This is a genomic window from Ollibium composti (assembly GCF_004801285.1).
Classification (GTDB): domain Bacteria; phylum Pseudomonadota; class Alphaproteobacteria; order Rhizobiales; family Rhizobiaceae; genus Mesorhizobium; species Mesorhizobium composti.
Genome location: NZ_SSNY01000001.1, coordinates 14,883 through 40,881 on the forward strand (window position 1 = coordinate 14,883; position 25,999 = coordinate 40,881).

15 protein-coding genes are annotated in these 25,999 nt (G+C 66.9%); 6 read left to right on the forward strand and 9 right to left on the reverse strand.

All coding sequences use genetic code 11. The annotated features are described in order from the left end of the window. The first annotated feature begins 5 nt into the window (after window positions 1-5). The 3 genes from E6C48_RS00080 (at window position 6) to E6C48_RS00090 (ending at window position 3,187) form a co-directional block, all read left to right on the forward strand. A complete protein-coding gene (locus E6C48_RS00080; RefSeq protein ID WP_136352729.1) occupies window positions 6-776 on the forward strand; it encodes an ABC transporter ATP-binding protein in 771 nt (256 codons plus the stop codon). A gap of 73 nt (window positions 777-849) precedes the next feature. Beyond that, on the forward strand, window positions 850-1,611 hold the full coding sequence (locus tag E6C48_RS00085) for a FadR/GntR family transcriptional regulator (RefSeq protein WP_136352731.1): 762 nt from the start codon (window positions 850-852) through the stop codon (window positions 1,609-1,611). Between the two features lie 25 nt (window positions 1,612-1,636). Further along, window positions 1,637-3,187 carry an alkaline phosphatase family protein gene (locus E6C48_RS00090; RefSeq protein ID WP_136352733.1) on the forward strand — a complete coding sequence of 517 codons (1,551 nt, stop codon included), beginning with the start codon at window positions 1,637-1,639 and terminating at the stop codon, window positions 3,185-3,187. Between the two features lie 18 nt (window positions 3,188-3,205). Here E6C48_RS00090 and E6C48_RS00095 read toward each other — a convergent pair whose 3' ends face one another. Then, on the reverse strand, window positions 3,206-3,502 hold the full coding sequence (locus E6C48_RS00095) for a DUF3175 domain-containing protein (protein ID WP_136352735.1): 297 nt from the start codon (window positions 3,500-3,502) through the stop codon (window positions 3,206-3,208). Window positions 3,503-3,649: 147 nt separating this feature from the next. Between E6C48_RS00095 and E6C48_RS00100 the strand changes: the two genes are divergently transcribed. Further along, window positions 3,650-4,882 (forward strand): MFS transporter, encoded by a 1,233-nt coding sequence (locus tag E6C48_RS00100; RefSeq protein WP_136352737.1) that lies wholly within the window; start codon window positions 3,650-3,652, stop codon window positions 4,880-4,882. A gap of 13 nt (window positions 4,883-4,895) precedes the next feature. Here E6C48_RS00100 and E6C48_RS00105 read toward each other — a convergent pair whose 3' ends face one another. The 8 genes from E6C48_RS00105 to E6C48_RS00140 form a co-directional block, all read right to left on the reverse strand. After that, window positions 4,896-5,345, reverse strand: coding sequence for an RrF2 family transcriptional regulator (locus E6C48_RS00105; RefSeq protein ID WP_136352739.1), 450 nt, complete (start codon window positions 5,343-5,345; stop codon window positions 4,896-4,898). 228 nt (window positions 5,346-5,573) lie between these two features. Next, the gene (gene cysP, locus E6C48_RS00110; RefSeq protein WP_136352741.1) at window positions 5,574-6,560 is read right to left on the reverse strand and encodes a thiosulfate ABC transporter substrate-binding protein CysP; all 987 of its coding nucleotides are present in this window, start codon (window positions 6,558-6,560) and stop codon (window positions 5,574-5,576) included. A gap of 173 nt (window positions 6,561-6,733) precedes the next feature. After that, window positions 6,734-7,777, reverse strand: a complete 1,044-nt coding sequence (locus tag E6C48_RS00115) for a sulfate/molybdate ABC transporter ATP-binding protein (protein WP_136352743.1) — start codon at window positions 7,775-7,777, stop codon at window positions 6,734-6,736. Between the two features lie 12 nt (window positions 7,778-7,789). Further along, a complete protein-coding gene (gene cysW, locus E6C48_RS00120; protein WP_136352745.1) occupies window positions 7,790-8,674 on the reverse strand; it encodes a sulfate ABC transporter permease subunit CysW in 885 nt (294 codons plus the stop codon). Further along, window positions 8,667-9,518 carry a sulfate ABC transporter permease subunit CysT gene (cysT, locus tag E6C48_RS00125; protein ID WP_136352747.1) on the reverse strand — a complete coding sequence of 284 codons (852 nt, stop codon included), beginning with the start codon at window positions 9,516-9,518 and terminating at the stop codon, window positions 8,667-8,669. Before cysT ends, cysW begins: the two co-directional genes overlap by 8 nt. A 120-nt stretch (window positions 9,519-9,638) precedes the next feature. Next, entirely contained in the window at window positions 9,639-10,682 is a 1,044-nt protein-coding gene (locus E6C48_RS00130; RefSeq protein WP_136352749.1) for a sulfate ABC transporter substrate-binding protein, read from the reverse strand. A 232-nt stretch (window positions 10,683-10,914) separates the two neighbouring features. After that, window positions 10,915-13,005, reverse strand: a complete 2,091-nt coding sequence (gene pbpC, locus E6C48_RS00135; RefSeq protein ID WP_136352752.1) for a penicillin-binding protein 1C — start codon at window positions 13,003-13,005, stop codon at window positions 10,915-10,917. Between the two features lie 239 nt (window positions 13,006-13,244). Then, entirely contained in the window at window positions 13,245-18,710 is a 5,466-nt protein-coding gene (locus tag E6C48_RS00140) for an alpha-2-macroglobulin family protein (protein ID WP_136352754.1), read from the reverse strand. A 404-nt stretch (window positions 18,711-19,114) separates the two neighbouring features. Between E6C48_RS00140 and E6C48_RS00145 the strand changes: the two genes are divergently transcribed. Beyond that, window positions 19,115-20,953: an autotransporter assembly complex protein TamA gene (locus E6C48_RS00145; RefSeq protein ID WP_136353943.1), complete on the forward strand. Its 1,839-nt coding sequence runs from the start codon at window positions 19,115-19,117 to the stop codon at window positions 20,951-20,953. A gap of 205 nt (window positions 20,954-21,158) precedes the next feature. Continuing rightward, window positions 21,159-25,643: a translocation/assembly module TamB domain-containing protein gene (locus tag E6C48_RS00155; protein WP_136352758.1), complete on the forward strand. Its 4,485-nt coding sequence runs from the start codon at window positions 21,159-21,161 to the stop codon at window positions 25,641-25,643. Window positions 25,644-25,999: the final 356 nt, after the last annotated feature.

Consider the following 25,999-nt stretch of genomic DNA (forward strand, 5'->3'; position numbering starts at 1 on the left):
CGTTCATGCCCGAAGTCCCCCGCCTTTCGGTCCGCGACATCCGCAAGAGCTTCGGCGCCCATGAAGTGTTGCGCGGCATCTCGCTGGAGGCCCGCGACGGCGACGTGATCTCGGTGCTCGGCGCTTCAGGTTCCGGCAAATCCACCTTCCTGCGCTGCATCAACCTGCTGGAGGTCGCAGACAGCGGCGAGGTATGGGTAGACGGCGAGCAGATCCGCATGGTGCAGAAGGGAGGCCGGAACCGCCCGGCGAGCCAGAAGCAGGTCGACCACATCCGCGCCGAACTCGGCATGGTGTTCCAGTCGTTCAATCTGTGGTCGCACATGACCATCCTGCAGAACGTCATCGAGGGGCCGGTGCATGTGCTCAAACGCCCGCGCGCCGAATGCGTGGAGGAAGCGCATGCGCTGCTGAAGAAGGTCGGCATCGGCGACAAGGCGAACGCCTATCCGGCGCATCTGTCGGGCGGCCAGCAGCAGCGCGCGGCGATCGCGCGGGCGCTCGCCATGAAGCCCAAGCTGATGCTGTTCGACGAGCCGACCTCGGCGCTCGATCCCGAACTGGTGGGCGAGGTGCTGCGCGTCATGCGCGCGCTGGCCGAGGAGGGCACGACGATGCTGGTCGTCACGCACGAGATGGGTTTCGCCCGCAACGTCTCCAACCGCGTCGCCTTCATGCGCGAGGGGCTGGTCGATTCGATGGGATCGCCGCAGGAGATGTTCGGTGCCGGGGCTTCTCCGGCCTTCCGGCAGTTCATCGGCCATTTCCAGGCGTGAGGCGATCGCCTTTGACCTGTCGCTTTCGGGCGTGTGCGCGTATAGCGTGTCGGCCGATGAGGAAGAGGCAGGGATGAGCCAGGACAAGCCCAGGAAGGGGCCGGCGGGAAGCCGGACGGCTGCGGGTGCCGCGCGCAGGAGCGGCAGCGTGCACGCCGCGCTGGCCGACGAGATCGGCTCGCGCATCGTGCGCGGCGACTATCCGCCGGGTTCCATCCTGCCCAACGAGGCGCAGTGGTCGCAGACCTTCGACGTCAGCCGCTCGGCGGTGCGCGAGGCGATCAAGATGCTGATGGCCAAGAGCCTGCTCGCCTCCCGCCCGAAGGTCGGCAGTCGGGTGGAGCCGCGCGAGCGCTGGAATCTGCTCGACCGCGACGTTCTGGCCTGGTACGCGACCTCGCCGGGGCGCGACACCTTCATGCGCACCGTGCAGGAATTCCGCTATATCATCGAGCCGGAGGCCACGGCCTTTGCCGCGCTGAGGCGCAGCGACGAGCAGATGGAGGAGATCAGCGGCGCCTGCCGCGCCATGGCGGCGGCGACCTCGCTGGAGGAGCGCACGCATGCCGACACGCGCTTCCATCTCGCCATCCTGCGCGCCGCCGGCAACGACCTTTTGGTGCCGCTCGGCGTGCTGATCGAGACGGCCTTCGACCATCTTTTCCGCTATGTGACGCGCGAGGGCGACGACCTCGACCATGCGCAGAAGCTGCACGAGGCGATCGAGCGCAATATCCGCCTGCGCCGCCCGGATGCGGCGCGCAACGCGGTGCGGCGCCTGCTCGCCAACACCGACAAGATCATCGGCCCCTATCCGGGCGAATCCACTGACTGACACCGCCAACCGACGAGGCGAACGAATGACCGCGCAACGGCCCAACGTGTTGCTCATCTGCGCCGATCAGTGGCGCGGCGATTGCATTTCCGCACTCGGTCATCCCAACGTGAAGACGCCGAACCTCGACGCGCTGGCCGCCGACGGCGTGCTGTTCACCAATCATTTCGGCCAGTGCACGCCGTGCGGGCCTTCGCGCACCAGCCTGCTGACCGGCCTCTACCTGATGAACCATCGCTCCGGGCGCAACGGCACGCCGCTCGACGCCCGCCACACAAACGTTGCGCTGGAGGCGCGCAAGGCCGGCTATCGGCCGGCACTGTTCGGCTATACCGACACCAGCGCCGACCCGCGCGATCTCGACGCCAACGACCCTGCGCTGACGACCTACGAGAGCGTCATGCCGGGCTTCGAGGCGGCTCTTCACCTGCCCGACGAGATGGAGGAATGGATCGCCGACCTTCTCGCCAAGGGCTACGACCTGTCCGGCGGACGCCACGACGTGTTCAAGCCGAAGCCCGGTTTCGACAGACCGGCGGATCGCGGCTTCCGCTATATCCCGACCGTCTATCCGGCCGAGCATAGCGAAGCGGCCTTTCTCACCGACGCTTTCCTGAAATGGCTTTCGGCACGACGCGACAGCCCATGGTTCGCGCATTTCGTCTTTCTCAGGCCGCATCCGCCGCTGATCGCGCCGGAGCCCTACAACGCCATGGTCGATCCCGCCGATGTCGCTATGCCGGCGCGCGCGGCCTCGCTGGAGGCGGAAAAGCGCCAGCATCCGATGTTGGCCTACGAACTGGAGCGGATGAGCGAGCCCGGCCGCTATGACGAGCACAGCCCGTTCGATCCGATTTCGGCGGACGATCTCGAAATCCGCCAGATGCGGGCAACCTATTACGGGCTGATTTCGGAGGTCGACCACCATCTCGGCCGTATCGTCGAGAACCTGAAGGCGACCGGCGAATACGACCGCACGCTGATCGTGGTCACCAGCGACCATGCCGAGATGCTGGGCGAGCACCACGCCTGGGGCAAGGAAATCTATTTCGATCAGGCCTTCCACCTGCCGCTGGTCATCCGCGACCCACGGCGTCAGGCAGACGCGGCGCGCGGATCGCGCGTCGACGCCTTCACCGAGGCGGTCGACATCATGCCGACGATCCTTGACTGGCTGGGGCGCCCGGTGCCGCGCGCCTGCGATGGCCGCTCGCTGCTGCCGTTGATCGAGGGCGGGACCCCGCCGGACTGGCGCGAGGCGGTGTTCTTCGAGCACGATTTCCGCACCGTGGCGACGCAGAAAGCGGAGACGACACTCGGCATCTCCTCCGACCAGTGCAGCTATGCGGCGGTGCGCGACCGGCGCTACAAATACGTCCACTTCGCGGCCCTGCCGCCGCTGCTGTTCGACATGGTCAACGATCCGCACGAGACACAGAACCTCGCCGACCGGCCGGAGATGGCGGCGACGGTGCTTGCCTATGCACAGAAGATGCTGGACTGGCGCCTCAGCCATGCCGACCGCACGCTGACCAATATGTTCATCACCAAGGACGGGTTGGTGTCGCGGCCCTGAGAGAGAGCTAAGACAGCCTCAATCCTCTTTTTCGCGACCAAAGGCGGCGCGCAGCTCATCCTTGGCGTCCTCCAGCACCTTCTTCTGCCTGTCCGGCAGGTTCTTGCCGGCGCGGTTGATGTAGAAGGTCAGCATCGACATGGCCGAGCGGAACGGTTCGGCCTTGCGGCGGTCGCTGCGCTCGGCCGAGCGCTTCAGCGAGGCGGCGATTGCCTTCGGGTCGTGCTGCTCGAAGACGTGTTCCTCGAGATCGAGGGCGTCGCTGTGCTCGGTAACCTCGGCAGACCATTTTTCCTTGTGGGCGGTAGCCATCATCGTCTCCTTTCCGTGTTTTCAATGGATGGAGCGGGAAGGGGTTCCAGCCGCTGGAGCGACCGCTTCCATGGTGCTGGCGCTGCCGTCCGGCTTCAGATGGCTAAATAGTGCGCCGGGACGCGGATTCCGGCCGCGACGGAGCTTGTCATGCTTTCTGCAAATGGAGTGCCCGCGCCGGCCTCGCCGATCGACGGACCGCAGGCCTGGATGCGCCTCGTCGTCTCCCTGGCCCTGGGCACCATCGGCGGCGTCGGCATGTGGGCTGTCATCGTCGTGCTGCCGGCGGTGCAGGCGGAATTCGGCGTCGACCGGGCGGACGCGTCGCTGCCCTATACGGCGACCATGCTGGGCTTTGCCGTCGGCAACGTCGTGATCGGGCGTGCGATCGACCGGATCGGCTATTGGATTCCGGCGCTCGTGACGTCGATCCTGCTCGGCCTTGGCTTTATCGCGGCATCGTTGACGACGTCCGTGCTGCAGTTCTCGCTGGTCCACGGCCTCCTGATCGGGGTGGGGACCGCCTCCACCTTCGGCCCGCTGATCGCCGACCTTTCGCACTGGTTCGACCGGCGCCGCGGCGTGGCGGTCTCCGCCGCCGCGACCGGCAGCTACCTTGCCGGCACGCTCTGGCCGGCGGTCATCCCCAGTGTCGCGGGAACGGAAGGCTGGCGCACCGCCTATGTCGTCATCGGCATCATCTGTCTCGTGACGATGGTGCCGCTGACGCTGATGCTGCGCGCCAAGCCGCCGCATGCGGAAGCCGGCGGCGGGAACGGCGGCAGGCCGGTCCTGCCGATAGCGTTGTCGCCCGCGGGGTTGCAGGCGCTGCTTGTCGTGGCCGGTCTCGGCTGCTGCGTGGCGATGTCGATGCCGCAGGTCCACATCGTCGCCTATTGCATGGACCTCGGCTACGGCGTGGCGCGCGGCGCGGACATGCTGTCGATCATGATGGCGGCCGGCATCGTCAGCCGGGTGGCGTCGGGGTTCATTGCCGACCGCATCGGCGGCATCAGGACCCTGCTCGCCGGTTCGGTGCTGCAGGGGCTGGCGCTGTTATTCTACGTCCCGTTCGACGGGCTTGCTTCGCTCTACGTGGTGTCGCTGATCTTCGGCCTGTCGCAGGGCGGCATCGTGCCTTGCTATGCGGTAATCGTGCGCGAATACATGCCGGCGGCGGAGGCGGGACAGCGCGTCGGCATCGTCATCATGGCGACCATTCTCGGCATGGCGATCGGCGGCTGGATGTCGGGCTGGATCTACGACCTGACCGGCTCCTACAGCGCAGCGTTCCTGAACGGCATCGCCTGGAACCTTCTGAACGTAACCGCCATGGTGCTTGTCTTCTGGTCGGCGCGGCGGGCTCTGCCCGCTCGCTCGTGAGACCGACGTTCCGCTACTGGTGCGTGGCCAGTTCCATCGGAAAATCGTCGTTGTCGGTGTCGCGCATGGCGGCGAGGCTGCGGTTGTCGAGCACGTCGGCGATGGCCTGGCGCACCTCCAGCATCATGTGGCGCACCGCGCAGGTCTCCTCGTCGCAGTCCTCGCAGCGCTCGTAGCGGGTTCGGCTGGCGCAGGAGATCGGCGCCAGCGGGCCGTCGAGGACGCGGATGACGTGGCCGATCTTGATGTCGGCGGCCGGGCGGGCGAGACGGTAGCCGCCTTCCTTGCCCTTGCGGCTCTGCACGAAGCCGGCGTTGCGCAGTTCGCCGAGGATGGCGTCCAGGAATTTCTTCGGAATGTGGTTGGTGTCGGCGATGTCGTGGACGAAGGCCAACTGACCGTCCGGCAGCCGCGACAGATGCACCAGCGCCTTCAGCCCGTATTTGCCTTTCTTGGTGAGCATGCCCGCGATGATCCGCCTTGTTCCGGTCCGTCCTGTGTACCAGCCGTTCTTGCGCAGATCGCGGCGGGCGCAGGGTGGTTTAAACAAATTCCAGCGACTTGGTATAGTATTCCAAAGACGTTGACGGTTCCTGACCGCGCCGTGTCGACGGAGTGAGGGCGGTTTCCACAAGCCGCAAACGCAAAAGGCCGGCGTGTCGCCGGCCTTTCGTCGTTCATGATCGGTCGGTCAGCGGTTGCCGTAGATCTGGTCGAGCAGCCCACCCTCGGCGAAGTGCTCGGCCTGCACCTTCTCCCAGCCGCCGAAGACGTCCTCGACGGTGACGAGGCGGACTTGCGGGAACTTGTCCTTGAACTTGGCCGCCACGGCCTCGTCGTGGACGCGCAGGCTGTACTCGGCCTCGATCTCCTGCGCCTTCGGCGTGTAGAGGAAATCGAGATAGGTCTTGGCGAGGTCTTCGCTGCCATGCTCCTTCGCCACCTTGTCGACGATGGCGACGGGGAACTCGGCCAGCAGGCTGACCGACGGCGTCACCGGCTGATAGTTGTCGGTGCCGTATTCACGGGCAATGCCTTGCGTCTCGGACTCGAAGGTGATCAGCACGTCGCCGATGCCGCGCTCGGCAAAGGTGGTGGTGGCGCCGCGCCCGCCGGTGTCGAACACCGGGACGTGCGCGAAGATCTTGCCGACGAAGTCCTTCACCTTGGCCTCGTCGTTGTTGAACTTCTCCTTGGCGTAGGCCGTGGCTGCCAGGTAGGTGTAGCGCGCATTGCCCGAGGTCTTGGGGTTGGGGAAGATGACCTGCACGTCGTCGCGCACGAGATCGTCCCAGTCCCTGATGTTCTTCGGGTTGCCGGCACGCACCAGGAAGGACGGCAGCGAATAGAAGGGCGAGGCGTTGTTCGGCAGCGCCTTCTGCCAATCGGCGGCGACGTAGCCGTTCTTCACCAGGAAGTCGATGTCGGGAACCTGGTTGAAGGTGACGACATCGGCGCCGAGCCCCTCAACGATCGAGCGCGCCTGCTTGGAGGTGCCGGCATGCGACTGGTCGACGGTGACGCCGGGGTGTTCCTCGACGAACGCCTTGTTGATGGCCACGAACAGTTCGCGGCCGACATCGTAGGAGGCGTTCAAGAGCTTGTCGGCGGCGAAGGCCGAGGTGCTGGCGAACAGCAGGGAGGCGACGGCTGCGCCGGCGAGAAGAAGGCGTTTCATGAAGGCTCCGTGGGATGCGAGAAATCTGCCGGAACCATAGCCGACGCCCATCCGAAAACGAGAAACCGCGGTTTCCATGGTGAAGACGCCTTAGGATATCATCCCATATTTAGGCATCCACGAGGAATGATATTCCAACGATCGCGGGATGCGATCGGCGGCATTTGGCTTCCTCAGTCCGCGCGCGGAAACAGCTTCCATTTGCGCGGGCGGAAGGCGATGCGGCTCTTGTTCGCCGCGGCATGGTCGATGGGCAGTTCGATCTCGACCCGCTGCCGGTCGCCGCCGACCTCCAACTCGACGCGCCGCGTCTCGGCGACGCGGCGGCTGTTGACGACGGTGCCGGCGATGCAGCCGCCGCAGCCGTCGAGCAGTTCGACGTCGTGCGGCCGGAAGAAAAGCGTCGCGGCGCCGGCCGGCACGTCGGGCGCAGACAGGCCGATCGGCCTTTCGGCAAGCCATACCTGGCCGTCCTCGACCCTTGCCGGCAGGGAGCTGGAATCGCCGATGAAGCCGTAGACGAAGGGCGAGTTGGGCGTGTCGTAGACCTCGTCGGCCGTGCCGACCTGCTCGATGCGGCCCTGGCTCATGACGACAACGCGGTCGGCCAGTTCCAGCGCCTCCTCCTGGTCGTGGGTGACGAAGATCGTCGTGTGGCCGGTGGTGTCGTGAATGTCGCGCAGCCAGCGGCGCAGTTCGCGCCGCACCTGCGCATCGAGCGCGCCGAAAGGCTCGTCGAGCAAGAGCACGGCCGGCTCGATCGCCATGGCGCGGGCGAGCGCCACGCGCTGGCGCTGGCCGCCGGACAGTTGCGCCGGATAGCGCTTCTCCAGGCCGGAGAGCTGGACGAAATCCAGCAGTTCGGAGGCGCGGCGGCGGATTTCCTCCGCCGGCGGGCGGGTGGCGCCGGGGCGCACCTTGAGGCCGAAGCCGATGTTGTCGGCCACCGTCATGTGGCGGAACAGGGCGTAGTGCTGGAAGACGAAACCGACGTTGCGCTCCTGGATCGATTTCAGCGATGCGTCCTCCTCGCCGAAGAAGATCTTTCCGCGTGTCGGGCGTTCCAGTCCGGCGATGAGGCGCAGAAGCGTCGTCTTGCCGGAGCCGGACGGCCCCAGCAGCGCGATCAATTCGCCCGACCTGATGTCGAGCGACACGTCGTGCAGCGCCGGAAACCGGTCGAACTCCTTGCGCACGTTGGCTACGCGAACTTCCATCGATTGAATCCCTCAGTGTCCGCGCGTTGCGGCGATCTCGGCGCCGTAGCGCATTTCAAGCACGGTCTTCAGCACCAGCGTCACCAGCGCCAGCCCGGCCAGCAGCGAGGCGACGGCAAAGGCGCCGACGGCGTTGTATTCGTTGTAGAGTATCTCGACATGCAGCGGCATGGTGTTGGTCTGGCCGCGTATGTGGCCCGACACCACCGAGACGGCGCCGAACTCGCCCATGGCGCGGGCGTTGCACAGGAGCACGCCGTAGAGCAGTCCCCATTTGATGTTGGGCAAGGTGACGTACCAGAAGGTCTGCCAACCGCTGGCGCCGAGCGAAAGGGCGGCCTCCTCGTCGCCGGTGCCCTGTTCCTGCATCAGCGGGATCAGCTCGCGCGCGACGAAGGGGAAGGTGACGAAGACGGTGGCGAGCACGATGCCCGGCACGGCGAACAGAATCTCGATGCCATGCGCCTTCAGGAACGGGCCGAGCGCCGACTGGGCACCGAACAGGAGCACGTAGACGAGGCCGGAAATGACCGGCGACACCGAAAACGGCAGGTCGATCAGCGTGGTGAGGAAGGCCTTGCCCTTGAACTCGAACTTGGCGATCGCCCAGGAAGCGGCGAGGCCGAAGACGAGGTTCAGCGGCACCGAGATCGCCGCCACGATCAGAGTCAGCCTGATCGCCGACAGCGTGTCGCCGTCGTTGAGCGAGGTGAGGTAGGTTTCCAGGCCCTTGGCGAAGGCCTGGTTGAAGACGACGACGAGCGGCAGGACGAGGAACAGAGCCAGGAAGACGAAGGCGATCGCCATCAACACCGCGCGCGCCGGGCGGCTTTCAGTGATTGCCGCCGACGTCGCCTCGTGCTCGGGATCGTAGGTCTCGATGTGCGGGTCAGCCATAGCGCTTGCGGCTCCACGACTGGAGGAGGTTGATGACGAACAGCATCAGGAAGGACAGCGCCAGCATGACCGCTGCGATGGCGGTGGCTGCGGCGTAGTTATACTCCTCCAGCCGGATGACGATGAGCAGCGGCGCGATCTCGGAGATGTTGGGCAGGTTGCCGGCGATGAAGATGACGGAGCCGTATTCGCCGACGCCGCGTGCGAAGGCCAGCGCGAAGCCGGTGACGACGGCCGGCAGCAGCCCCGGCGCCAGCACACGGGTGATAGTCTGGAAGCGGCTGGCGCCGAGCGTCGCGGCCGCCTCCTCCACTTCCTTGTCGATCTCCTCGATGATCGGCTGCACCGTGCGCACGACGAAAGGCAGGCCGATGAAGATCAGCGCCATGACGATGCCGAGCGGCGAATAGGCGACCTTGATGCCGAGCGCCATCAGCGGCTTTCCCAGCCAGCCGTTGGGTGCGTAGAGCGTGGTCAGCGCGATGCCAGCCACCGCCGTCGGCAGCGCGAAGGGCAGGTCGACCATGGCGTCGACGATGCGCCGGCCGGGAAACTGGTAGCGGACCAGCACCCAGGCGACGATGGTGCCGAAGACGACGTTGACGGCGGCGGCGATCAGCGCGGTGCCGAAGCTGATTTCAAGGGCGTGAAGGGTGCGCCGGTCGAGCGCGATGCGCCAGAAATCGGCCCAGCCGAGGGCGGCCGAGCGCCATGCAAGGCCGGACAGCGGGATCAGGATGATGAGGGTGAGGTAGGCAAGCGAGAAGCCGAGCGTCAACCCGAAACCGGGAATGACACTCGGCTGCCTGAACCGCCACCCCGTGCGGGTGGTTGCGTTGCTCATGTCGTTGTCGATCGTCCCTTCCTGATCAACCGCGGTTGTTCGCTATAACGGCGGCGCTTGGGGCGGGAAAGCCGTTCCTGCGGCTTTTCCCGGCTCAGTGCCCCTTTGGCGCACCGTCTCCTATTGCGCCGGCTTGTAGACCTGATCGAAGATGCCCCCGTCGCCGAAGTGATAGGGCTGTGCTTTCTTCCAGCCACCGAACTGCGGGTCGTCGATGGTGACGAGCTTGATGTCCTTCTGCCAGGCCAGGTCGGCCTTATCGACAAGGTCGGGTTTGCTCGGCCGGTAGTGGTTCTTCGCGATGATCGCCTGGGCTTCCTTGGAATAGAGGTATTTCAGGTATTCCTCCGCCACCTTGCGCGTGCCCTTGGCGTCGACATTGCCGTCGACGACCGCCACCGGCGGCTCGGCCAGGATGGACGACGACGGATAGACGATGTCGAAATTCTCGGCTCCGAACTCGTCCAGCGCGAGGAAGGCCTCGTTCTCCCAGGCCAAAAGCACGTCGCCGAGGCCCTTCTGGGCGAAGGTCACGGTCGAGCCGCGCGCGCCGGTGTCGAGCACGGGAACGTGTGAGTAGAGATTGCCGATGAATTCCTTGGTCTTGGTCTCGTCTCTGCCGTCCTGCGCGTTGGCATAGGCCCAGGCGGCGAGGTAGTTCCAGCGCGCGCCGCCGGAGGTCTTGGGGTTGGGGGTGATGACCTGAACGCCGTCCTTGACGAGGTCGTTCCAGTCGTGGATGCCCTTGGGATTGCCCTTGCGCACCAGGAAGATGATGGTCGACGTGTATGGAGCGGAGTTGTTTTCGAACTTGCCGCGCCAGTCCGGTGGGATCTTCTTGGTCTTGCTGGCGATGGCGTCGATGTCGCTTTCGAGGGCCAGCGTCACTACGTCGGCGTCGAGGCCGTCGATGACGGCACGCGCCTGCGCGCCGGAACCGCCGTGCGATTGCTGGATGGTGACAGTTTCGCCGGTCTGGTCCTTCCAATGCCTGGCGAACAGGTCGTCATAGGCTTTGTAGAGTTCACGTGTCGGGTCATAGGAAACGTTGAGGATCGTCGTGTCGGCGAACGCGAAACCGAGCGTGCCGAACTGGACGGAACCGGCGACGAGCGCGCCGAGGAGAGATTTCACGAGCAGGTTGTTGAAATGAGGATGGGTCATTTCAGCCTCCGTTGAACACATTTCTACTCTATCGATTTGGTAGAATTTGAATGCACTCAATGTTGCCTTTTTCGATCCATCGCGGAAAATTTCGGGTCTTTTGCTCCTCCTTTTGAAAATGATTTCGCTTGGCAGTGGCGCCCGGCCGTATGCCGAGAGCGTCAATTAGAGAGGCGGCGCCTTCCGGCAAGTGGCGGCGCGGCGCGATCCACCGACTCTACAAGGCGGCCGTCTATTCCACGAACACCTTGACGCTGGCGGCGCGGCCGGCCGCGTCGATGACGGTCAGCGTCGAATAACCGGCGCCGTCCGGCAGCCAGGTGGCGGTGCGGGTGCGGTCCACCCCGGCGAGGGGCCTGCCGTTCGCCAGCCAGCGGAACGGCGCACGGCCGCCCTGCAATTTCAGCACCAGCGGCGTCGCCTGCGCCGTGGCGGGCGCCAGGTCGACGCGGGCGCCGTCGGGCGGGAAGACGATGCGCGGCGCCGGCTCGGACGGCCCCGCCACTGAGCGGCCGTCGGATGCCGGGCCGAAGCGGACGAGCGTCACCGGCAACTCCTCGCGTTTCGGGCTGAAGACGCCGGCCGGACGCGACGGCAGCGGCATGGCCGGCAAGCCGGAGCGGACGAAGCCCTCGAACAGGATGGGGGCGGCCGAGACGTAGCCGGAGAGGCCCGGCACGGCGCTTGCATCGGCACAGCCGACCCACACGCCCAGCACGTAGCGGCCGTCGAAGCCGACGGACCAGGCGTCGCGGTAGCCGTAGGAAGTGCCGGTCTTGTAGGCGATGCCGCGGGGCAGGGCGCCCTGCGGCGGCTTCACGCCGCGCAGGATATCGGCGATCTGCCAGGCGGCCTGATCGTCGAGGATCGTGGCGGCCGTGTTGTCGACGGGCGTCGCCTCGGTGCCGTCGCGCAACGCATGCACCTTGCCGCCATTGGCGAGGCCCGTATAGAGCTGCACCAGGTCGCGCAGGCTGATGCCGACGCCGCCGAGCCCGATGGCGAGGCCGGGCGCTTCGTTGATCGGCAGGGTCGGGTTGACGCCGGCCTGCCGGAAGCGCGCCAGCAGCCGCGCCGGGCCGACCCCGTCGAGCACGCGGACCGCCGGCACGTTGAGCGACAGTTGTAAGGCCTGGCGGATGGTGACGTCGCCCTGGTAGCCCATGTCGAAGTTCTTCGGCCGGTAGCCGCCGAAATCGGCCGGGCTGTCCTCGATCATCGTCTCCTGCGCGACCATGCCCTGCTCGAAGGCGAGGCCGTAGATGAAGGGTTTCAGGGTGGAGCCTGGCGAGCGCAGCACGCGCGTCATGTCGATCCAGCCGGAGCGGCCGGCGTTGAAGAAGTCGGCCGAGCCGACTTCGCCCAGAATCTCGCCGGTGCGGGAATCGGCCATGACCATGGCGACGGAGAGCTTCGGCCCGAGGCGCTTGGCGGCATCGCGGGCGACGGCTTCCAGCCCCGCCTGCACGCTCTTCTTGACGGTCAGTTGCAGCGGCTTGCCGGGCTCGATCCTTTTCAGCGCCGAATAGGCGGCATGGGCGGCGAGTGCGGGCAGAGGACGGCGCAGGTCCGGCACCGGGTCGACAGCGGCGCGCGCGGCCTCGCGCTCGGAGAGCCGGCCGGCCGACACCATGCGCTGCAGCACGCGGTCGCGCGCGGCCTGGGCGATCAGCGCGTTGCGGTCCGGCCGGCGCTTCTCCGGCAGTTGCGGCAACGCGACCAGAAGGGCGGACTCCGAAACGGTCAGTCGCGCCGGTTCCTTGCCGAAATAGGCGAGCGAAGCGGCACGCACGCCTTCTAGGTTGCCGCCGTAGGGCGCCAGCGTCAGGTAGCGTTCCAGGATCTCGCGCTTGGTCAACCGCCGCTCGATCTGGAGCGCGCGCAACACCTGCTTCACCTTGGAGGCGACCGAGCGGCTGTCGCGCGGCTCGATCAGCCGGGCGAGCTGCATGGAAAGCGTCGAGCCGCCGGAGACGATGCGGCCGTTGGTGACGAGTTGCAGCGCCGCGCGGCCGATCGCCAGAAGGTCGATGCCGGGGTGGTTCCAGAAGCGTTTGTCTTCGTAGGCGACCAGCATGTCGACGAAGTTCCGGTCCACCTTGTCGAGGCTGGTGGCCAGCCGCCAGTAGCCGTCCGGCGTGGCGAAGGCGCGCAGCAACTGGCCGTCGCGGTCGAGCACCTCGGCCGAGGTCGCCGACTGGCTGTCGAGCGGCGGGGGGTAGATGCGGTCGAACTGCCACAGGGCGATGGCCGAGATGGCGAGGAGGGCGGCGAAGGCGCCGGTGCTCCAGGCGATGCGGCGAAGAATTTTTCGGGAAAGCATGGCGCCGCCCCTCACCCTCTGCCTGTAAACGGCAGGGCGATCGCATATGGCGGCAAACCCCCACCCCTAGCCCCTCCCCGCAAGGGGGAGGGGGACTCGTCAGCGCGGCCGCCCCACGTCCAGGGTTGATCGCTACGGCGTGGGGAAGGGCGGCCGTGTTCCCCTCCCCCTTGCGGGGAGGGGTTAGGGGTGGGGGTAATACGCAATGCCATCGGCAGTTGCTCTCTGAAAGCGCCGGACTACGGCGCCTTCACTTCCATCATGCCGGTGGCGGTGCGGGCCGAGTATTGCGGCCGGTACATATCCTCCACGCTGGCCGCGGGGTGGGCGTAGACGCCGGGCGTCACCGCGCGCACGACATAGGCGAGCGTCATGTCGCGGCTGTCCTGGCTCGGGTTGAAGGCGGCGACGAAACGGTCGTCGCGGAATTCCAGATGCGCCGCGTCGGTCTGCGCCAGCCACGAGAAGTTCGACAGCTGGGCGCTGGAGACGAGGCCCGGATTGTCTATCTCGAAGCCGCCGGGCAACAGGTCGGTGATGAGAACCCGCTGCTGCCAGTCGTTGTTCTCGTGCACCTTGAGCACGACGACGAAGCGTTCGTTCTGGTTCACCTCGGTGACGTTGGCTTCGGTCCCGTCGAGCCGGTAGTAGGTGCGCTCGATCGTGAAGCCGTCGCCGCCGGCGGGCAGCGGCTGAGCCGGCGCCGCGACGGTCGTCACCACCGCCTGCAAGGCGTCCTTGCCGGTGTTGGCGACCGTGATGGGGCTGGCCTGAAGATCGTCGCCGCTGACGGTGGTCGCCCAGGCGCCGCTGTGCGGCTGGCTGTCGATGGAGAGCTGGATGGAATTGTTGCCCTCCTTCAGCGCACGGGCGGCGAGCAGCATCCAGGCTTCATCCTGCGTGCTGGTCCAGGTCTTCAGGGCGCGATCCCTCGTCACCATCCTGACCAGTTCCGGCACGATGGACGGCACGGGCTTCGATTCGGCGGCGAGCGCGAGCATGGCGGCGCCGTCGCGCAGCTTCGAGCCGTAGTCGGAGCGGTACCAGTCGTAGTTCGGCGTCGCGTTGGCGAGCTGGAGGGCGGCCTGGAAGGTCGCTTCCGAGCGCTGGGCGTCGCCGTAGAGGGCAAGGGCCGCACCGAGCTGCGCCACCGCCATCGGGCTGGAGAAGGCCTCCAGTTGTGTATCGGCATAGTAGCGCAGGTCGCCGACCGAGGCCTTCTTGTTGCGCGCCAGCACGTAGAGCGCATAGGCGATCTCGCTGCCGCGATCCTGCACGTTCTGGTCGTAGCCGAGCCCGTTCTGCAGGTTCGCCAGCGCCTGGTTTACGGCGAGCGCCGGCACGTCGTACTTCGCTTCCCGCGCGCGGGTGAGGAAGTCGGTGACGTAGGCGTCCAGCCACAGGTCACCCGAGCCCGGCGCCCACAGGCCGAAGGAGCCGGCGGAGGCCTGGTAGCTGAGGACGCGGTAGATCGCCTGCTGCACACGCTCATGCAACTCCGGGTCCTCGGCGATGCCGTAGGGCTTCGCCATCTCCGACATATAGAGCAGCGGAAGCGCCCGGCTGGTCGTCTGCTCGGCGCAGCCATAGGGATACTGGTCGAGAGAGAGCAGCAGCGAGGGCACGTCGAAGGCGGCCGCCTGCGAGACGCCGACGCTGACCGAAGCGCCTTCCAGCAGGCTCGCGGCCAGCAATTCGCGGTCGACGCGCAGCGAGCCGCCGGCCTTCAGGTCCACCACGAGGCGGGTGGTGACCGGCAGTTGCGAGGGCCGGATCGGCAGGAACAGCGTCTGCTCGACCTCCGGGCCGCCCTCATGCGAGAGCCGCACCGTGATCGAGGAATCGCCGGCGGTGACGGCCGTCAGCGGCACCGTGAAGGTCTGGCGCTTGCCCGAAGCCAGCGTCAGTTTTTCGGGCACGCCGTCGGTGCCGATCGACAGGCCGCCGGTGGATTCGATCGCCACGGCGTAATCGCCGTCGGGGCCGTCGGTGTTGGTGACGTCAAGGCGCATGGCGGCCGAATCGCCCGGCGCCAGGAAGCGTGGCAGGCCGGCGGTGAGCACGACCGGATCGCGCACGATCACGTCCGTCTGGGCATGGCCGACCGCCTCCTTCGTCCAGGCGACGGCCATGACGCGCACGGTGCCGTTGAACTGCGGCAGGTCGAAATCGACCGTCGCCTTGCCGTCGGCATCGAGCTCGACGATACCGGAGAAGAAGGCGACCAGCTTTTCGGTCGGCGGATTGCCTTGGCTCTGCATGGCCGCACCGTCGCCGCCGGTACGCAACCTGCCGGTCGCGCCGAGCGAGCCGTCGATGAGGCGGCCGTAGAGGTCGCGCAGTTCCAGCCCCATCATGCGCTGGCCGAAATACCAGCCGTCAGGATCGGGCGCCTTGTAGTTGGTGAGGTTGAGGATGCCGACATCGACGGCAGCCACCGTGACATAGGCTTGATCGCCGGCTTCGGCGCCCGCCACCGCGACGGGGACGGAGAGCGTGCGGCGCGGCTCCATTTTTTCCGGCGGCGTCAGCGTCACGGCAAGCTTCTTCGAGCCGGGATCGACGGCCAGCCATTTCACGCCGATGGCGCGGGCGGGCATGCGCGTTTCCTGCCCGTCGCCGGGCCTGAACAGCGTAGCGGTGACATAGGCGCCGGCGCCCCAGTCCTCGCCAACCGGGATGTCGACCGTACCGCCGTCGGCGGGGATCGAGGCGGAAACCGTCTTAAGCAGCTTGTCGGCGCCGATGGTCACCAGCAGTTCGCCGGCATAGTGCGGCGAAACCTTCAGCTTGGCGACTTCGCCGGCGGCGTACTTGTCCTTGTCCAGCGCGATCTCCAGCGCGTCCGGCGTCTCGGTCGAGGAGACGTCGACGTACCAGCCGCCGTAGAACTCGTAGCTGGTGGCCGGCCCTTCCGGATCGGTCGTCTCGACCTGCAGGCGGTAGCGGCCCCAGTCGATCGGAACCGAGACGGTCGCCTCGCCGTCGGCGGCGACATCGAGGGTGCCGTTGGCGACCGACTTGGTGAATTCGACAGGCTCGTAGTTCCACGAGCTGCCGTTGCGATACCACTGGTAGTTGCGCTCGACCTTGACCAGCGACCACAGCGCGCCTTTCAGCGCCTCGCGCTTGCCGTCGGCATCGACGGCGATGACGGAGAATTTGGCGGTGCCGCCCTGCGGCACCTCGTCATTGGCGAAATCGGGACGGACGCCGATCATCTGGCCCTGCGGGCGCACGCCGATGTCAAGCGAGCGCTCGACTGCGCGGCCGCCCGTCTCGCGCATGCGCACCGTCACCTTGGCCTTGACCAGCTTGGTGGTGGAGGGGAGCTGATCCACCGTCACCGGGAAGGTAGCCTTGCCGTCGTCGCCGACCAGCGGCAGGTCGGCCAGCGGCGTCACGGAGGGTTCGGCCGTCTGCTCGTCGGCGAGGCCGAAGGAAAAGCCCTTGAAGCGGTCCCAGTCGCGGGTCGCCGACAACGTCGTCTCGCCTTCCAGCGCCAAGCCGGCGGCCGGCGCGCCATAGAGGAAGCGGCCGTCGACGGTGACGTTGGCCGTCTCGCCCCGGGCGATCTCGGTCCTGTCGGCGGACAGGTCGAATTCGATGCGATCGGGGACGAAATCCTCGACCAGGAACATATGGCTGGTCACCGCCGCCTGCTTGGGATCGGTGTGGATCGCCACCGTCCAGGTGCCGCGCATAGCGTTGGGCTCGAGCGGCAGGTCGACGGCATAGCCGCCGGCCGAAGGCGTGTCGACTACGACGCGCCGCGCTTCCACACCGTCAGGCCGTGTGAAGATGAAGGTCAGCGGCAGGTTCTCGACCGCCTTGGCCGAATCGTCGCGGGCAAGGGCGGCGACATGCACCACCTCGCCGGCGCGGTAGATGCCGCGCTCGGTCCAGGCATAGAGGTCGAGCGCGCCGGGTGCTGGCCGGCCTTCCACGCCACGATCGGAAAGGTCGAAGCCGGCCTTGGTCATGTCGAGGAAGACGAAGTCCTGGTCGCTCTGCTTGGCCATCAGCACGGCCGGCACCATGCCGCCTTCGCCGCGCGTCAGGCCGGGATTGAACACCGCTTTGCCTTCGGCGTCGGTGGTGGCGGTGCCGAGTATCTCGTTGTTGCGGGCGAGCAGCGTGAGCTCGGCGCCCTGGATCGGCTTGGCGGTGCCGAGCGAGCGGGCGAAGACCGAAAGCCCGTCCTGGCCGGTATAGGTGGAAAGCCCGATGTCGGAGACGACGAACCACTGGGTGGCGCGCGAATCGTATTCCTCGCTGTGGTCGTCGACCGCCTGGGCGGTCAGGATATAGACGCCGGGCTTGCGCTCGGGCAGCGCCTCGTCGACCGGGAAGGAGGTGGTCACCTCCTTGTTCAGCGCGTTGGCGATCTCCATGCGGCCTTCCCATACGGGCTCGCCCATCTGGTCGGAGATGTTGGAGACGTCGTAGCCGTCGAGCTGGCGCAGGAACTGCCAGCCCGACAGAAGCTGCGCCAGCGAGCGGTCGCCGATGCGGTAGAGCTTCATCGCAGCGGCGTCCATGTTGACGGTGACGACCGGAATGCCGCGGCGGGCGCCGGCCGGCAGCACGAAGCTGTCGCCGGTGAAGCGGGCGGACGGCGCGCGGTCCTGCACGTAGACGGACAGCACGATCGGCGTGGAGATCACCTCGCCGATGGCTGCCGGCAGGCCGGGCCGGAAGGTCACGTCATAGTGCTGGCCATGCTCCAGCCCCTCGACGCAGATCTGCTTGTCCTTGGCCTCGACGCCTTTCGGCGCATGGCCGTCGACGGTGACGAACTGGGCGTAATCGATGCCGGTCTTGACCAGTTCTTCGGAAAACTGCGCGCAGATGCGCGGCGCGCTGGTGTCGGCATCGACCGAGTGATCGACGACGCGAAAGCCCTTGCGCGCCTTCAGGTCCTCGTAGGCGGCCTGCACGGCGGCGGAGTTGACCAGCGCAAGGCTCGCCTCATAGGCCTGCAGGGCCGGGCGATAGAGGTCGCGGCGGTCGAGCCCCGCGGCGAGCAGGGCAAGGGCCTCGGCCCGCAAGGCGGCGGTGCGCACGAGCTTGTAGCCGTTGAAGGCGGCCGAGGTGGCGTTGGCTTGCAGGGTCGCGGCTTCGCCGCCGGTGGCAGTATCCACGCCAAGCGCCTCGTGCGCCACCTTCAACCAGAACTGGCCGTCGTCGGGCAGAATCGATACCGCCTGCTCGTATTTCTGCATGGCGGTGCGGTGGCTGCCGCTGCGCGATGCTTCTTCGGCGGCGTCGATCAGCGCGTTCAGGCCGTCGGTCGGCCTGGTGAAGCCGGGGCCGAGGATGAAGTTGCGGTACTGCTGAGCCTGGTCGGCCATCCAGGAAGGGAAGAAGGCGAGTTCCGGCGGCGCGCCGATGTCGGGATCGCCGTCCACCGGCACGACCTTGCCGGCGACGGCGCCGACGAAGGGCTTGATGGTGTTGAAGTCGGACTTCAGGAAGCACCACTTGGCCTTGGTGTTGTATGTGAAGGCGCGGCAGGCCGAATCGCCGAGGCACGTCGTCTTGCACTGGTCGAGCGTGACATTCTGCGCGGAGCGCAGGTCGAAGCCGAAATAGTCGGAATTGTCGGTGGTGACGACGCGCCGGGCTTCGGCGGCCTGTGCCGCTACGGCGGCCATCAACAGAAGGACGAGGACAGAGAAAAAGCGCGCCGCACGCAATGCCATGACACCCCTCCAGGACGTTGCTTTTCTAAAGTCTTGTTGCTTCCCGTATGCCCGGCATGTTCAAGCTTGGGTTGCGCTTGTCAATGCGAGGACCCGGCAAAGCCCGTCGAGAGCACCCGGCCGAAAGCCGTCGCCAGCCCATCACCGGCGCCGTTCAGCGTGTGTTCACAGGCTGCGGATCACACTTTCTTGCCGAAGCATAAAAGGTGTGAGTTCCAAGCCCGGGCCAATTGAGACAATTGGATTGTGGCTGCTTTACGAGCGCTTCAGAAGTTCACTGCAATTTTAGGTTTTGCGCGATAAGGTCAGGTGTGACGGTACGGTGGACACGGAGTACGGAGCGGTTTGCGCCGGGGCGCGTGCTTTCGCGCGTCCTCGCGGGCGGGCTCCTGTGCGCCACCGCCATGGTCGGCGTGAACCGGCCGGCCGCCGCCTTCGAACTGTTCGGCATCAAGTTGTGGGAATCGGCGTCCGACAAGGAAGACGCCGAGATCGTCGATCCGCTGCGTTATGCGGTCACGATCGAGGCGCCCGATGCCGATAGCGACCTCAAGGACAGGTTGGAAAGCGCCTCGACGCTGAAGGCGGACGAGGAGCGCCCGGTGTCCGGTTCGCTCGGCCTGCTCACCAAGGCGCGTGCCGAGCGCGAGCAACTGGTCGCCGCGCTCTATCAGGACGCCCGCTACGAGGGCGTCGTCACCGTCGCCATCCAGGGCCGTTCCATTGACGACCTGCCGCCGGACGCCGAGTTCACCGGGGCGCAGCCGATCCCGGTCACGGTCACGGTGCAGGCCGGTCCGAAGTTCACCCTCGGCAACATCCGCCTCGAAGGCGACGCCGCGCAATTGGCGAGCGCCGATTTCGGCCTGATCGCCGGCGGCGATGCAGGCTCGGGCGCGATCCTTAAGGCCGAGGCGTCCATCGTGCGCGCCCTGAAGGAAGAGGGAAGGCCGCTCGCCAAGGTGACCGGGCGCGAGATCGTCGCCGATCACAAGACCGCCACCCTTGACGTCACGCTGACGGTCGCCGCTGGCCCGGTCGCCGGCTACGGCGACACCATCGTCGAGGGAACCGAGGCGGTGGACCGCGACTTCACCGAATACATGACCGGCCTGAAGCGCGGCCGCCAGTATTCACCGGAGGAGATCGACGAGGCGCGCGAACGGCTGCTCGGGCTGGAGGTGTTCAACAGCGTCACCCTCAAGGAAGGCGAGGCGCTGGACGCCGAGGGCAACATTCCCATCGACGTCGAGGTGAGCGAGCGCAAGTTCCGTTATTTCGGCCTCGGCGCCACGGCCTCGAACACCGAGGGGCTGGGACTGGAAGGCTATTGGGGACACCGCAACCTGTTCGGCCGCGCCGAGAAGCTGCGCATCGACGGCTCGATTAGCGGCATCGGCGCCAACGACATCTCCAAGCTCAACTACAATGCCGGCATCCTGTTCGAGAAGCCGGGCGTGCTCGGACCGGCCTCGAAGTTCTACAGCCACCTGAAGACGGTCTATGAGCATCCCGACGCCTACGACCGCTTCTCCGTGCGCGGCGACGTCGGCCTGTCCTACGAACTGACGAAGAAGCAGACGGTGTCGGCCGAGTTCGCGCTCGACTATTCCAAGATCACTGACAGCTTCGGCAAGCACGACTACCTGATCGCCTCGGTGCCGCTGCAATATGTCTACGACAACCGCGACAACCGGCTGAACCCGACGCGCGGCTTCCGGCTGCTGGCCTATGCCGAGCCGAGCTACGACCTCCTGAATGGCGCCGCCTTCGTCAAGCTGAAGGGCGAGGGGTCGGTCTACCAGGCGATCGATTCGGGCGGCAAGTTCGTCATGGCCGGCCGCGCCAGCCTCGGCTCCATCGTCGGCGCCTCGTTGCAGGACGTGCCGGCCGACCGGCGCTTCTATGCCGGCGGCGGCGGCTCGGTGCGCGGCTACGCCTATCAGGGCATCGGCCCGAAGGCCGCCGATGGCCAGCCGATCGGCGGCCTGTCCTGGTTCGAGACCTCGGCGGAGATGCGCGTGGCCGTCACCGACACGATCGGCATCGTGCCCTTCGTCGATGCCGGCACCGTTTCCACCAAGACCTTCCCCGATTTTTCCGACCTCAAGGTGGGCGCCGGTATCGGCCTGCGCTATCTGACGCCTTTCGGTCCGCTCAGGGTCGATGTCGCGGTGCCGCTCAATCCCGATCCCGGCGATCCCGACTACGGCATCTATGCGGGTATCGGGCAGGCGTTCTGATGGAAGTCGCAATGGACGCTTCGCGACGTTATTCGACCCCCACCCCTAACCCCTCCCCTCAAGGGGGAGGGGGAGCTGCCGCACGCCAAGAGTCCCCCTCCCCCTTGAGGGGAGGGGTTAGGGGTGGGGGTACTGCGCCTCGTGGGACAGCTCCGTCCCCGATGGGCGAGAGCCGTTTCAGTTCTTTCCGCCGGCAATCCGGCCGATGAAGGTCTTTAGCAGCATCCTGCGCTATTTCTTCTACGCGGTAGCCATCGTGATCGCCGCTGCCGTCGGCGCGCTGGTGGTGCTGACGACGACCGAGCGCGGCCGCGACAACCTCGCCGGCATCGTCTCCAACCTCGCCTCGTCGGCCGACAGCAAGGTGACGATCGCCGGGCTCGACGGTATCTGGTCGGGTGCGCTGAGGGTCGGGCATGTCGTGGTCGAGGACCGCAACGGCCCCTGGCTGGTGGTGCGCGACGTGGCCGTGGACTGGTCGCCGCTGGCGCTGCTTTCCAAGACCTTCCGCGCCGAGCGCATCGCCGCCGGCCGTATCGAGGTGGCGCGGCTGCCGGTTGCCGGCAGCGAGCAGAAGGAGGCGGGCGGCGGCTCGGGCCTGCCGGTATCGGTGGACATCGCGCAGATCGACCTGCCCGATATCGCGCTTGGGAAGGAGCTTGCCGGCGCCGGTGTCGCCGAGCTTTCGGCCAAGGGATCGGCGAAGGCCGATGCAAACCCGCTTTCGGTTGCCGGCGACCTCACGATCGCGCGCCGCGACGGCCAGCAGGGGACGGTGATCGCCAAGGTCAACTTCGCGCCGCGGGACAACAAGCTCGACCTCGACGTGAAGGCGTCCGAGCCGGCGGGCGGCATCATCGCCAACCTGCTCAAGCTGCCGGGCACGCCGGCCGTCGACGTCGTGGTGTCGGGCAACGGTCCGCTGGCGGATTGGCAGGGAAGCGGAAGCTTCAACGTCGACGGTCAGACCGTGGCGCAGTTGTCCGGCCGCCATCAGTTGACCGACCAGGGCCATCGCGTCGAGGCCAAAGGGCAGGGCGCGTTTGAGCGCTTCCTGCCGGAAATGCTGAAGCCGCTGCTGGCCGGTACGGCCGATTTCGACATTGCCGGCACCGCCATGCCGGGTGGCGGCGTCGCCGTGGAGCGCGCGAACGTCGAAAGCGATGCCATCCATCTTACCGCGAAGGGCACGTATGATCCGCAGTCGGCGACCGACATCTCCGTTGAGCTTGCGGCCCGCGATGCGCCGGTGGTGCTCAGCCTGCCGACCGGCGGCGCGCCGGTGACGGTCGCCGTCAAGGGCCTGACGGCGCGCGCCTTCGGCGACGGCAAGGAGCCGATGGTCGACGTCGCCGGCAACTTCGTGTCCATCGTCACCGGCGGGACGGAAGTGCATGATCTTACCGCGCAGATCCATTCCGACGGCTTCGACGTGCAGAACCGCAGCGGTCCGGTGAAGATCGCGCTGGTGGCCGACACACTCAAGACCGACGTTGCAACGCTGGCGCCGCTGGCGGCGGGCCGCGTCACGGTCAACCTTGCAGGTGCCGTCAGTCCCGACCAGATCAAGCTGGACGAGGGCACCTTGACCTCGGACGCGCTCAACGCTTCGGTCAATGCCACGCTCAACGTCGCCGATCTCGCCATGACGCTCGGCATGAAGGCCGACGCCGTTTCCAGCGCGCTGCCGCCGCAACTCAAGCCGGTGCTGGGCGAGCGGGTGCAGTTCTCCGCCACCGCGACACGCGATCCGCAGGGCTCGTTCGCGGCCAACACCATCGAGCTGACCTCGGGGTCGCTCAAGGCCAGCGGCACGGCGAGCGCATCCGGCACCGAAATTAGCGCCGACCTGAAAGGCAGTCTCGGCGATATTTCTCCGTTATCGGGGCTCGCGCGCACCGACCTTGCCGGCGGCGTCGACTTCGCGCTCAAGGCGGGCGGCGCGCGCACCGCGCCGGACTTTTCCATCACCGCCAGCAGCGACAAACTGGTCGCATCGGGCAAGACTGTGACCGGCCTGTCGCTTAGCGCTTCCGGCAAGGCTGATATCGCGGCCCCCACGGCCGACGTGTCGCTGACCGGCTCGGTCGAGGGCAAGCCGCTCAACCTCAAGGCCACGATGGCGACCACCGACGGCAAGATGACGGCCGACGTGACAGGCGACTTCGGCGACCTCTCGGTGCTGTCCGAGCAGGTGGCCGGCGCCATTGGCTTCGCAATCAAGGCCGAGGGCGAGGCGACGGCGCCGAATGTGTCGTTCACGCTCAACAGCGCCGGCCTGACGGTCGCCGGCCACCAGATCACCGGACTGGAGCTGACGGCGGCGGGCAAGGCCGACGTCGCCAACCCCGCCGCCGACGTGAAGCTGAAAGGCAACGTGTCGGGCCAGCCGCTCAACGGCACGGCGACGCTGCGCACCGTGGACGGCCGCCGCGAGATCAAGGGGCTGGCGCTGACGCTCGGTCCCGGCCGCATCGGCGGTAACCTTGTGCTCGACGACAAGTTCCTGCCTGTCGGGACGCTCGATATCGACCTGCCGGAGATCGGCCCGCTGGCGGCGCTCGCCGCCCAGAAGGTGGACGGCGACCTCAAGGCGACGGTGCGTTTCTCCAGCGAGGACGGCAAGTCGCAGGTCGCGGTGAAGGCCAATGCGGGACGGATCGTGCGCGACAGCCTGTCGGTGGCGAAGGTCGCCATCGACGCGCTGGTGGCCGACTATACCGCCGCGCCGGCCATTTCCGGCACGGTCAAGGCCGGCGGGGTCGTCTCGGGCGGCACCACCGTCAGCGACATCGCCATAGACCTGAAACGCGACGGTGAATGGACCGCATTCTCCGGCGGCGCGACGGTGAAGGACATTCCGTCGAAGGCCGCCGGCCGCGTCAAGGTCGCCGATGGCACCACCACGCTGGAGCTTGCCTCGGCGCAGGCGAATTTCCGCGGCGCCAAGGCGGCCGTCTCCAAGCCGACCACCATCGTCGTCAAGGACGGCGTAACGCGGCTGGACAAGCTCACCATCGGCATCGGCTCGGGCAGTGCGATCATCACCGGCTCCGCCGGCACGGCGCTCGATCTGGCCGTGACGCTGTCGGCCATACCGGTGGCGGTGGCGAACAATTTTGTCGCCGGGCTGGATGCGGCAGGCTCGCTGTCCGGCACGGTGAAGGTGACCGGACAAGCCGCCAACCCGTCCGTCACCTATGACATCAAGGGCACCGGCATCCAGGCCGCGCAGTCGCGCGGCGCCGGGCTCGGCGGTATCGGCATTGCCTCGGCCGGCACCTTCGCCGCCAACAAGCTGACCTTCAACGCGACCGCCAACGAAGGCTCAGGTATCGGCCTGAAGGCTGGCGGCACGGTGACGGTCGCCGGCACGCCGGCGCTGGCGCTCGACATTTCCGGGCGCGTGCCGTTCGGCTTCCTCTCCGCCAAGCTCGCCCAGCAGGGCCTTTCGCTCAGCGGATCGGCCGACGTGGCGCTCGGCGTGCGCGGGCCGGCCACCGCACCGGACATAACCGGCTCGGTCACAACGGCCGGTGCGCGCTTCATCCATGCCGGCTCCGGCATCGCCATCAACGACATCGGCGCGCGCGTCACCTTCGGCGGCAAGCGCGCCAACATCGAGCGGCTGACCGGCAACCTGTCGACCGGCGGAGCGCTTTCGGTCAGCGGATCGGTCGGCATCGATCCGGCCGGCGGCTTCCCGGCCGACCTCACCATCAAGCTCGCCAACGGGCGCTACAGCGACGGGCGGCTGGTTACGGCCAATTTCTCCGGCGATCTGGCGGTGAAGGGACAGCTGGCGCTGGCGCCGGTGATTTCGGGCACGGTCAATCTCGGCCGCACCGTCGTCACCGTTCCCGACCGGCTGCCTGGCTCGATCTCGGCGCTCGACGTCAAGCGCAAGAACGCGCCGGCCGACGTGCGCGCGCAGGACAAGGCGATGCGGCCGGCCGATACCGGCGGCGGAGGCGGCGGCAGCGGGGGCGGGCCGACGCTCGACATCGCTGTCAACGCGCCCAACCAGATCTTCGTGCAGGGCAGGGGGCTGGATGCCGAGCTCGGCGGCTCGATCCGGCTGACCGGCCCGGCTTCGGCACCTCAGGCCGTCGGCCAGTTCAACCTGTTGCGCGGGCGCCTCGGCATCCTTGGCAAGCGGCTGACCTTCACGCAAGGCACGATGACGTTCTCGGGATCGGTGATCCCCTACATCTCGCTGGCGGCCGAGACGACGGCCACCGACGCGACGGTGACCATCTCCATCACCGGCGAGGCGACCAATCCGAAATTCGCCTTCACCTCCGTTCCGGCCCTGCCGGAGGACGAGGTGCTGGCGTGGCTGATCTTCGGCCGCTCGATGTCTAACCTGTCGCCCCTGCAGATCGCCCAGCTCGCCGACGCGGTGGCGCAACTCACCGGCGCCGGCGGGTCCAGCTCGCTGTTGCAGAAGCTGCAAAACAGCCTCGGCATCGACGATCTCGACGTCACCACCGACGAGAAGGGCGGAACATCGGTGTCGGCGGGAAAATACCTCAACGACCGCACCTATGTGACCATCCAGAAGGGCGAAAAGCCCGGCTCCGGCAAGGCGCGAATCGACCTCGATGTCGGCCGCGGGCTGAAGCTGCGCGGCGAGGCGTCGGATGCCGGCGAGGCCAAGGGCGGCATCTTCTACGAAAAAGAATATTAGGGTATCGCGCCGAAAAGTGGATACCGGTTTTCGGCAAAAGCGATGCGAAAACAAAAGCTACAGCGAACCGCCCGATTCCCATATCGAGGGTTTGCGGTAGCCTGTTCCGGACCTGACCGCTGCCGCCGGCCGTTCTTCACAACATATATTCGAATGGTTTTCGACGGAGCCGGCAGCGTGCTGGCCGCGCTGCATCGAGCGAAGAGTCAATGCTGCTGTCCTTGTTGGGCACCAAGGGATGCAGCCTGACCGGAAAGCGACAGAATTAGCAATTTTGCGTCAACTCTGTCGCAATCGCGCGGACTGCCTTCCTTGCAAAGTTGCACATTTCATCCGGGGTTCCGCGCCCGCTTTCT

Excerpts from the sequence above, each read along its gene's own strand:
- E6C48_RS00080 (WP_136352729.1), top strand. The coding sequence starts at position 6 with ATGCCCGAAGTCCCCCGCCTTTCGGTCCGCGACATCCGCAAGAGCTTC.
- E6C48_RS00085 (WP_136352731.1), top strand. The coding sequence starts at position 850 with ATGAGCCAGGACAAGCCCAGGAAGGGGCCGGCGGGAAGCCGGACGGCT.
- E6C48_RS00090 (WP_136352733.1), top strand. The coding sequence starts at position 1,637 with ATGACCGCGCAACGGCCCAACGTGTTGCTCATCTGCGCCGATCAGTGG.
- E6C48_RS00095 (WP_136352735.1), bottom strand. The coding sequence starts at position 3,502 with ATGATGGCTACCGCCCACAAGGAAAAATGGTCTGCCGAGGTTACCGAG.
- E6C48_RS00100 (WP_136352737.1), top strand. The coding sequence starts at position 3,650 with ATGCTTTCTGCAAATGGAGTGCCCGCGCCGGCCTCGCCGATCGACGGA.
- E6C48_RS00105 (WP_136352739.1), bottom strand. The coding sequence starts at position 5,345 with ATGCTCACCAAGAAAGGCAAATACGGGCTGAAGGCGCTGGTGCATCTG.
- cysP (WP_136352741.1), bottom strand. The coding sequence starts at position 6,560 with ATGAAACGCCTTCTTCTCGCCGGCGCAGCCGTCGCCTCCCTGCTGTTC.
- E6C48_RS00115 (WP_136352743.1), bottom strand. The coding sequence starts at position 7,777 with ATGGAAGTTCGCGTAGCCAACGTGCGCAAGGAGTTCGACCGGTTTCCG.
- cysW (WP_136352745.1), bottom strand. The coding sequence starts at position 8,674 with ATGGCTGACCCGCACATCGAGACCTACGATCCCGAGCACGAGGCGACG.
- cysT (WP_136352747.1), bottom strand. The coding sequence starts at position 9,518 with ATGAGCAACGCAACCACCCGCACGGGGTGGCGGTTCAGGCAGCCGAGT.
- E6C48_RS00130 (WP_136352749.1), bottom strand. The coding sequence starts at position 10,682 with ATGACCCATCCTCATTTCAACAACCTGCTCGTGAAATCTCTCCTCGGC.
- pbpC (WP_136352752.1), bottom strand. The coding sequence starts at position 13,005 with ATGCTTTCCCGAAAAATTCTTCGCCGCATCGCCTGGAGCACCGGCGCC.
- E6C48_RS00140 (WP_136352754.1), bottom strand. The coding sequence starts at position 18,710 with ATGGCATTGCGTGCGGCGCGCTTTTTCTCTGTCCTCGTCCTTCTGTTG.
- E6C48_RS00145 (WP_136353943.1), top strand. The coding sequence starts at position 19,115 with ATGGTCGGCGTGAACCGGCCGGCCGCCGCCTTCGAACTGTTCGGCATC.
- E6C48_RS00155 (WP_136352758.1), top strand. The coding sequence starts at position 21,159 with ATGAAGGTCTTTAGCAGCATCCTGCGCTATTTCTTCTACGCGGTAGCC.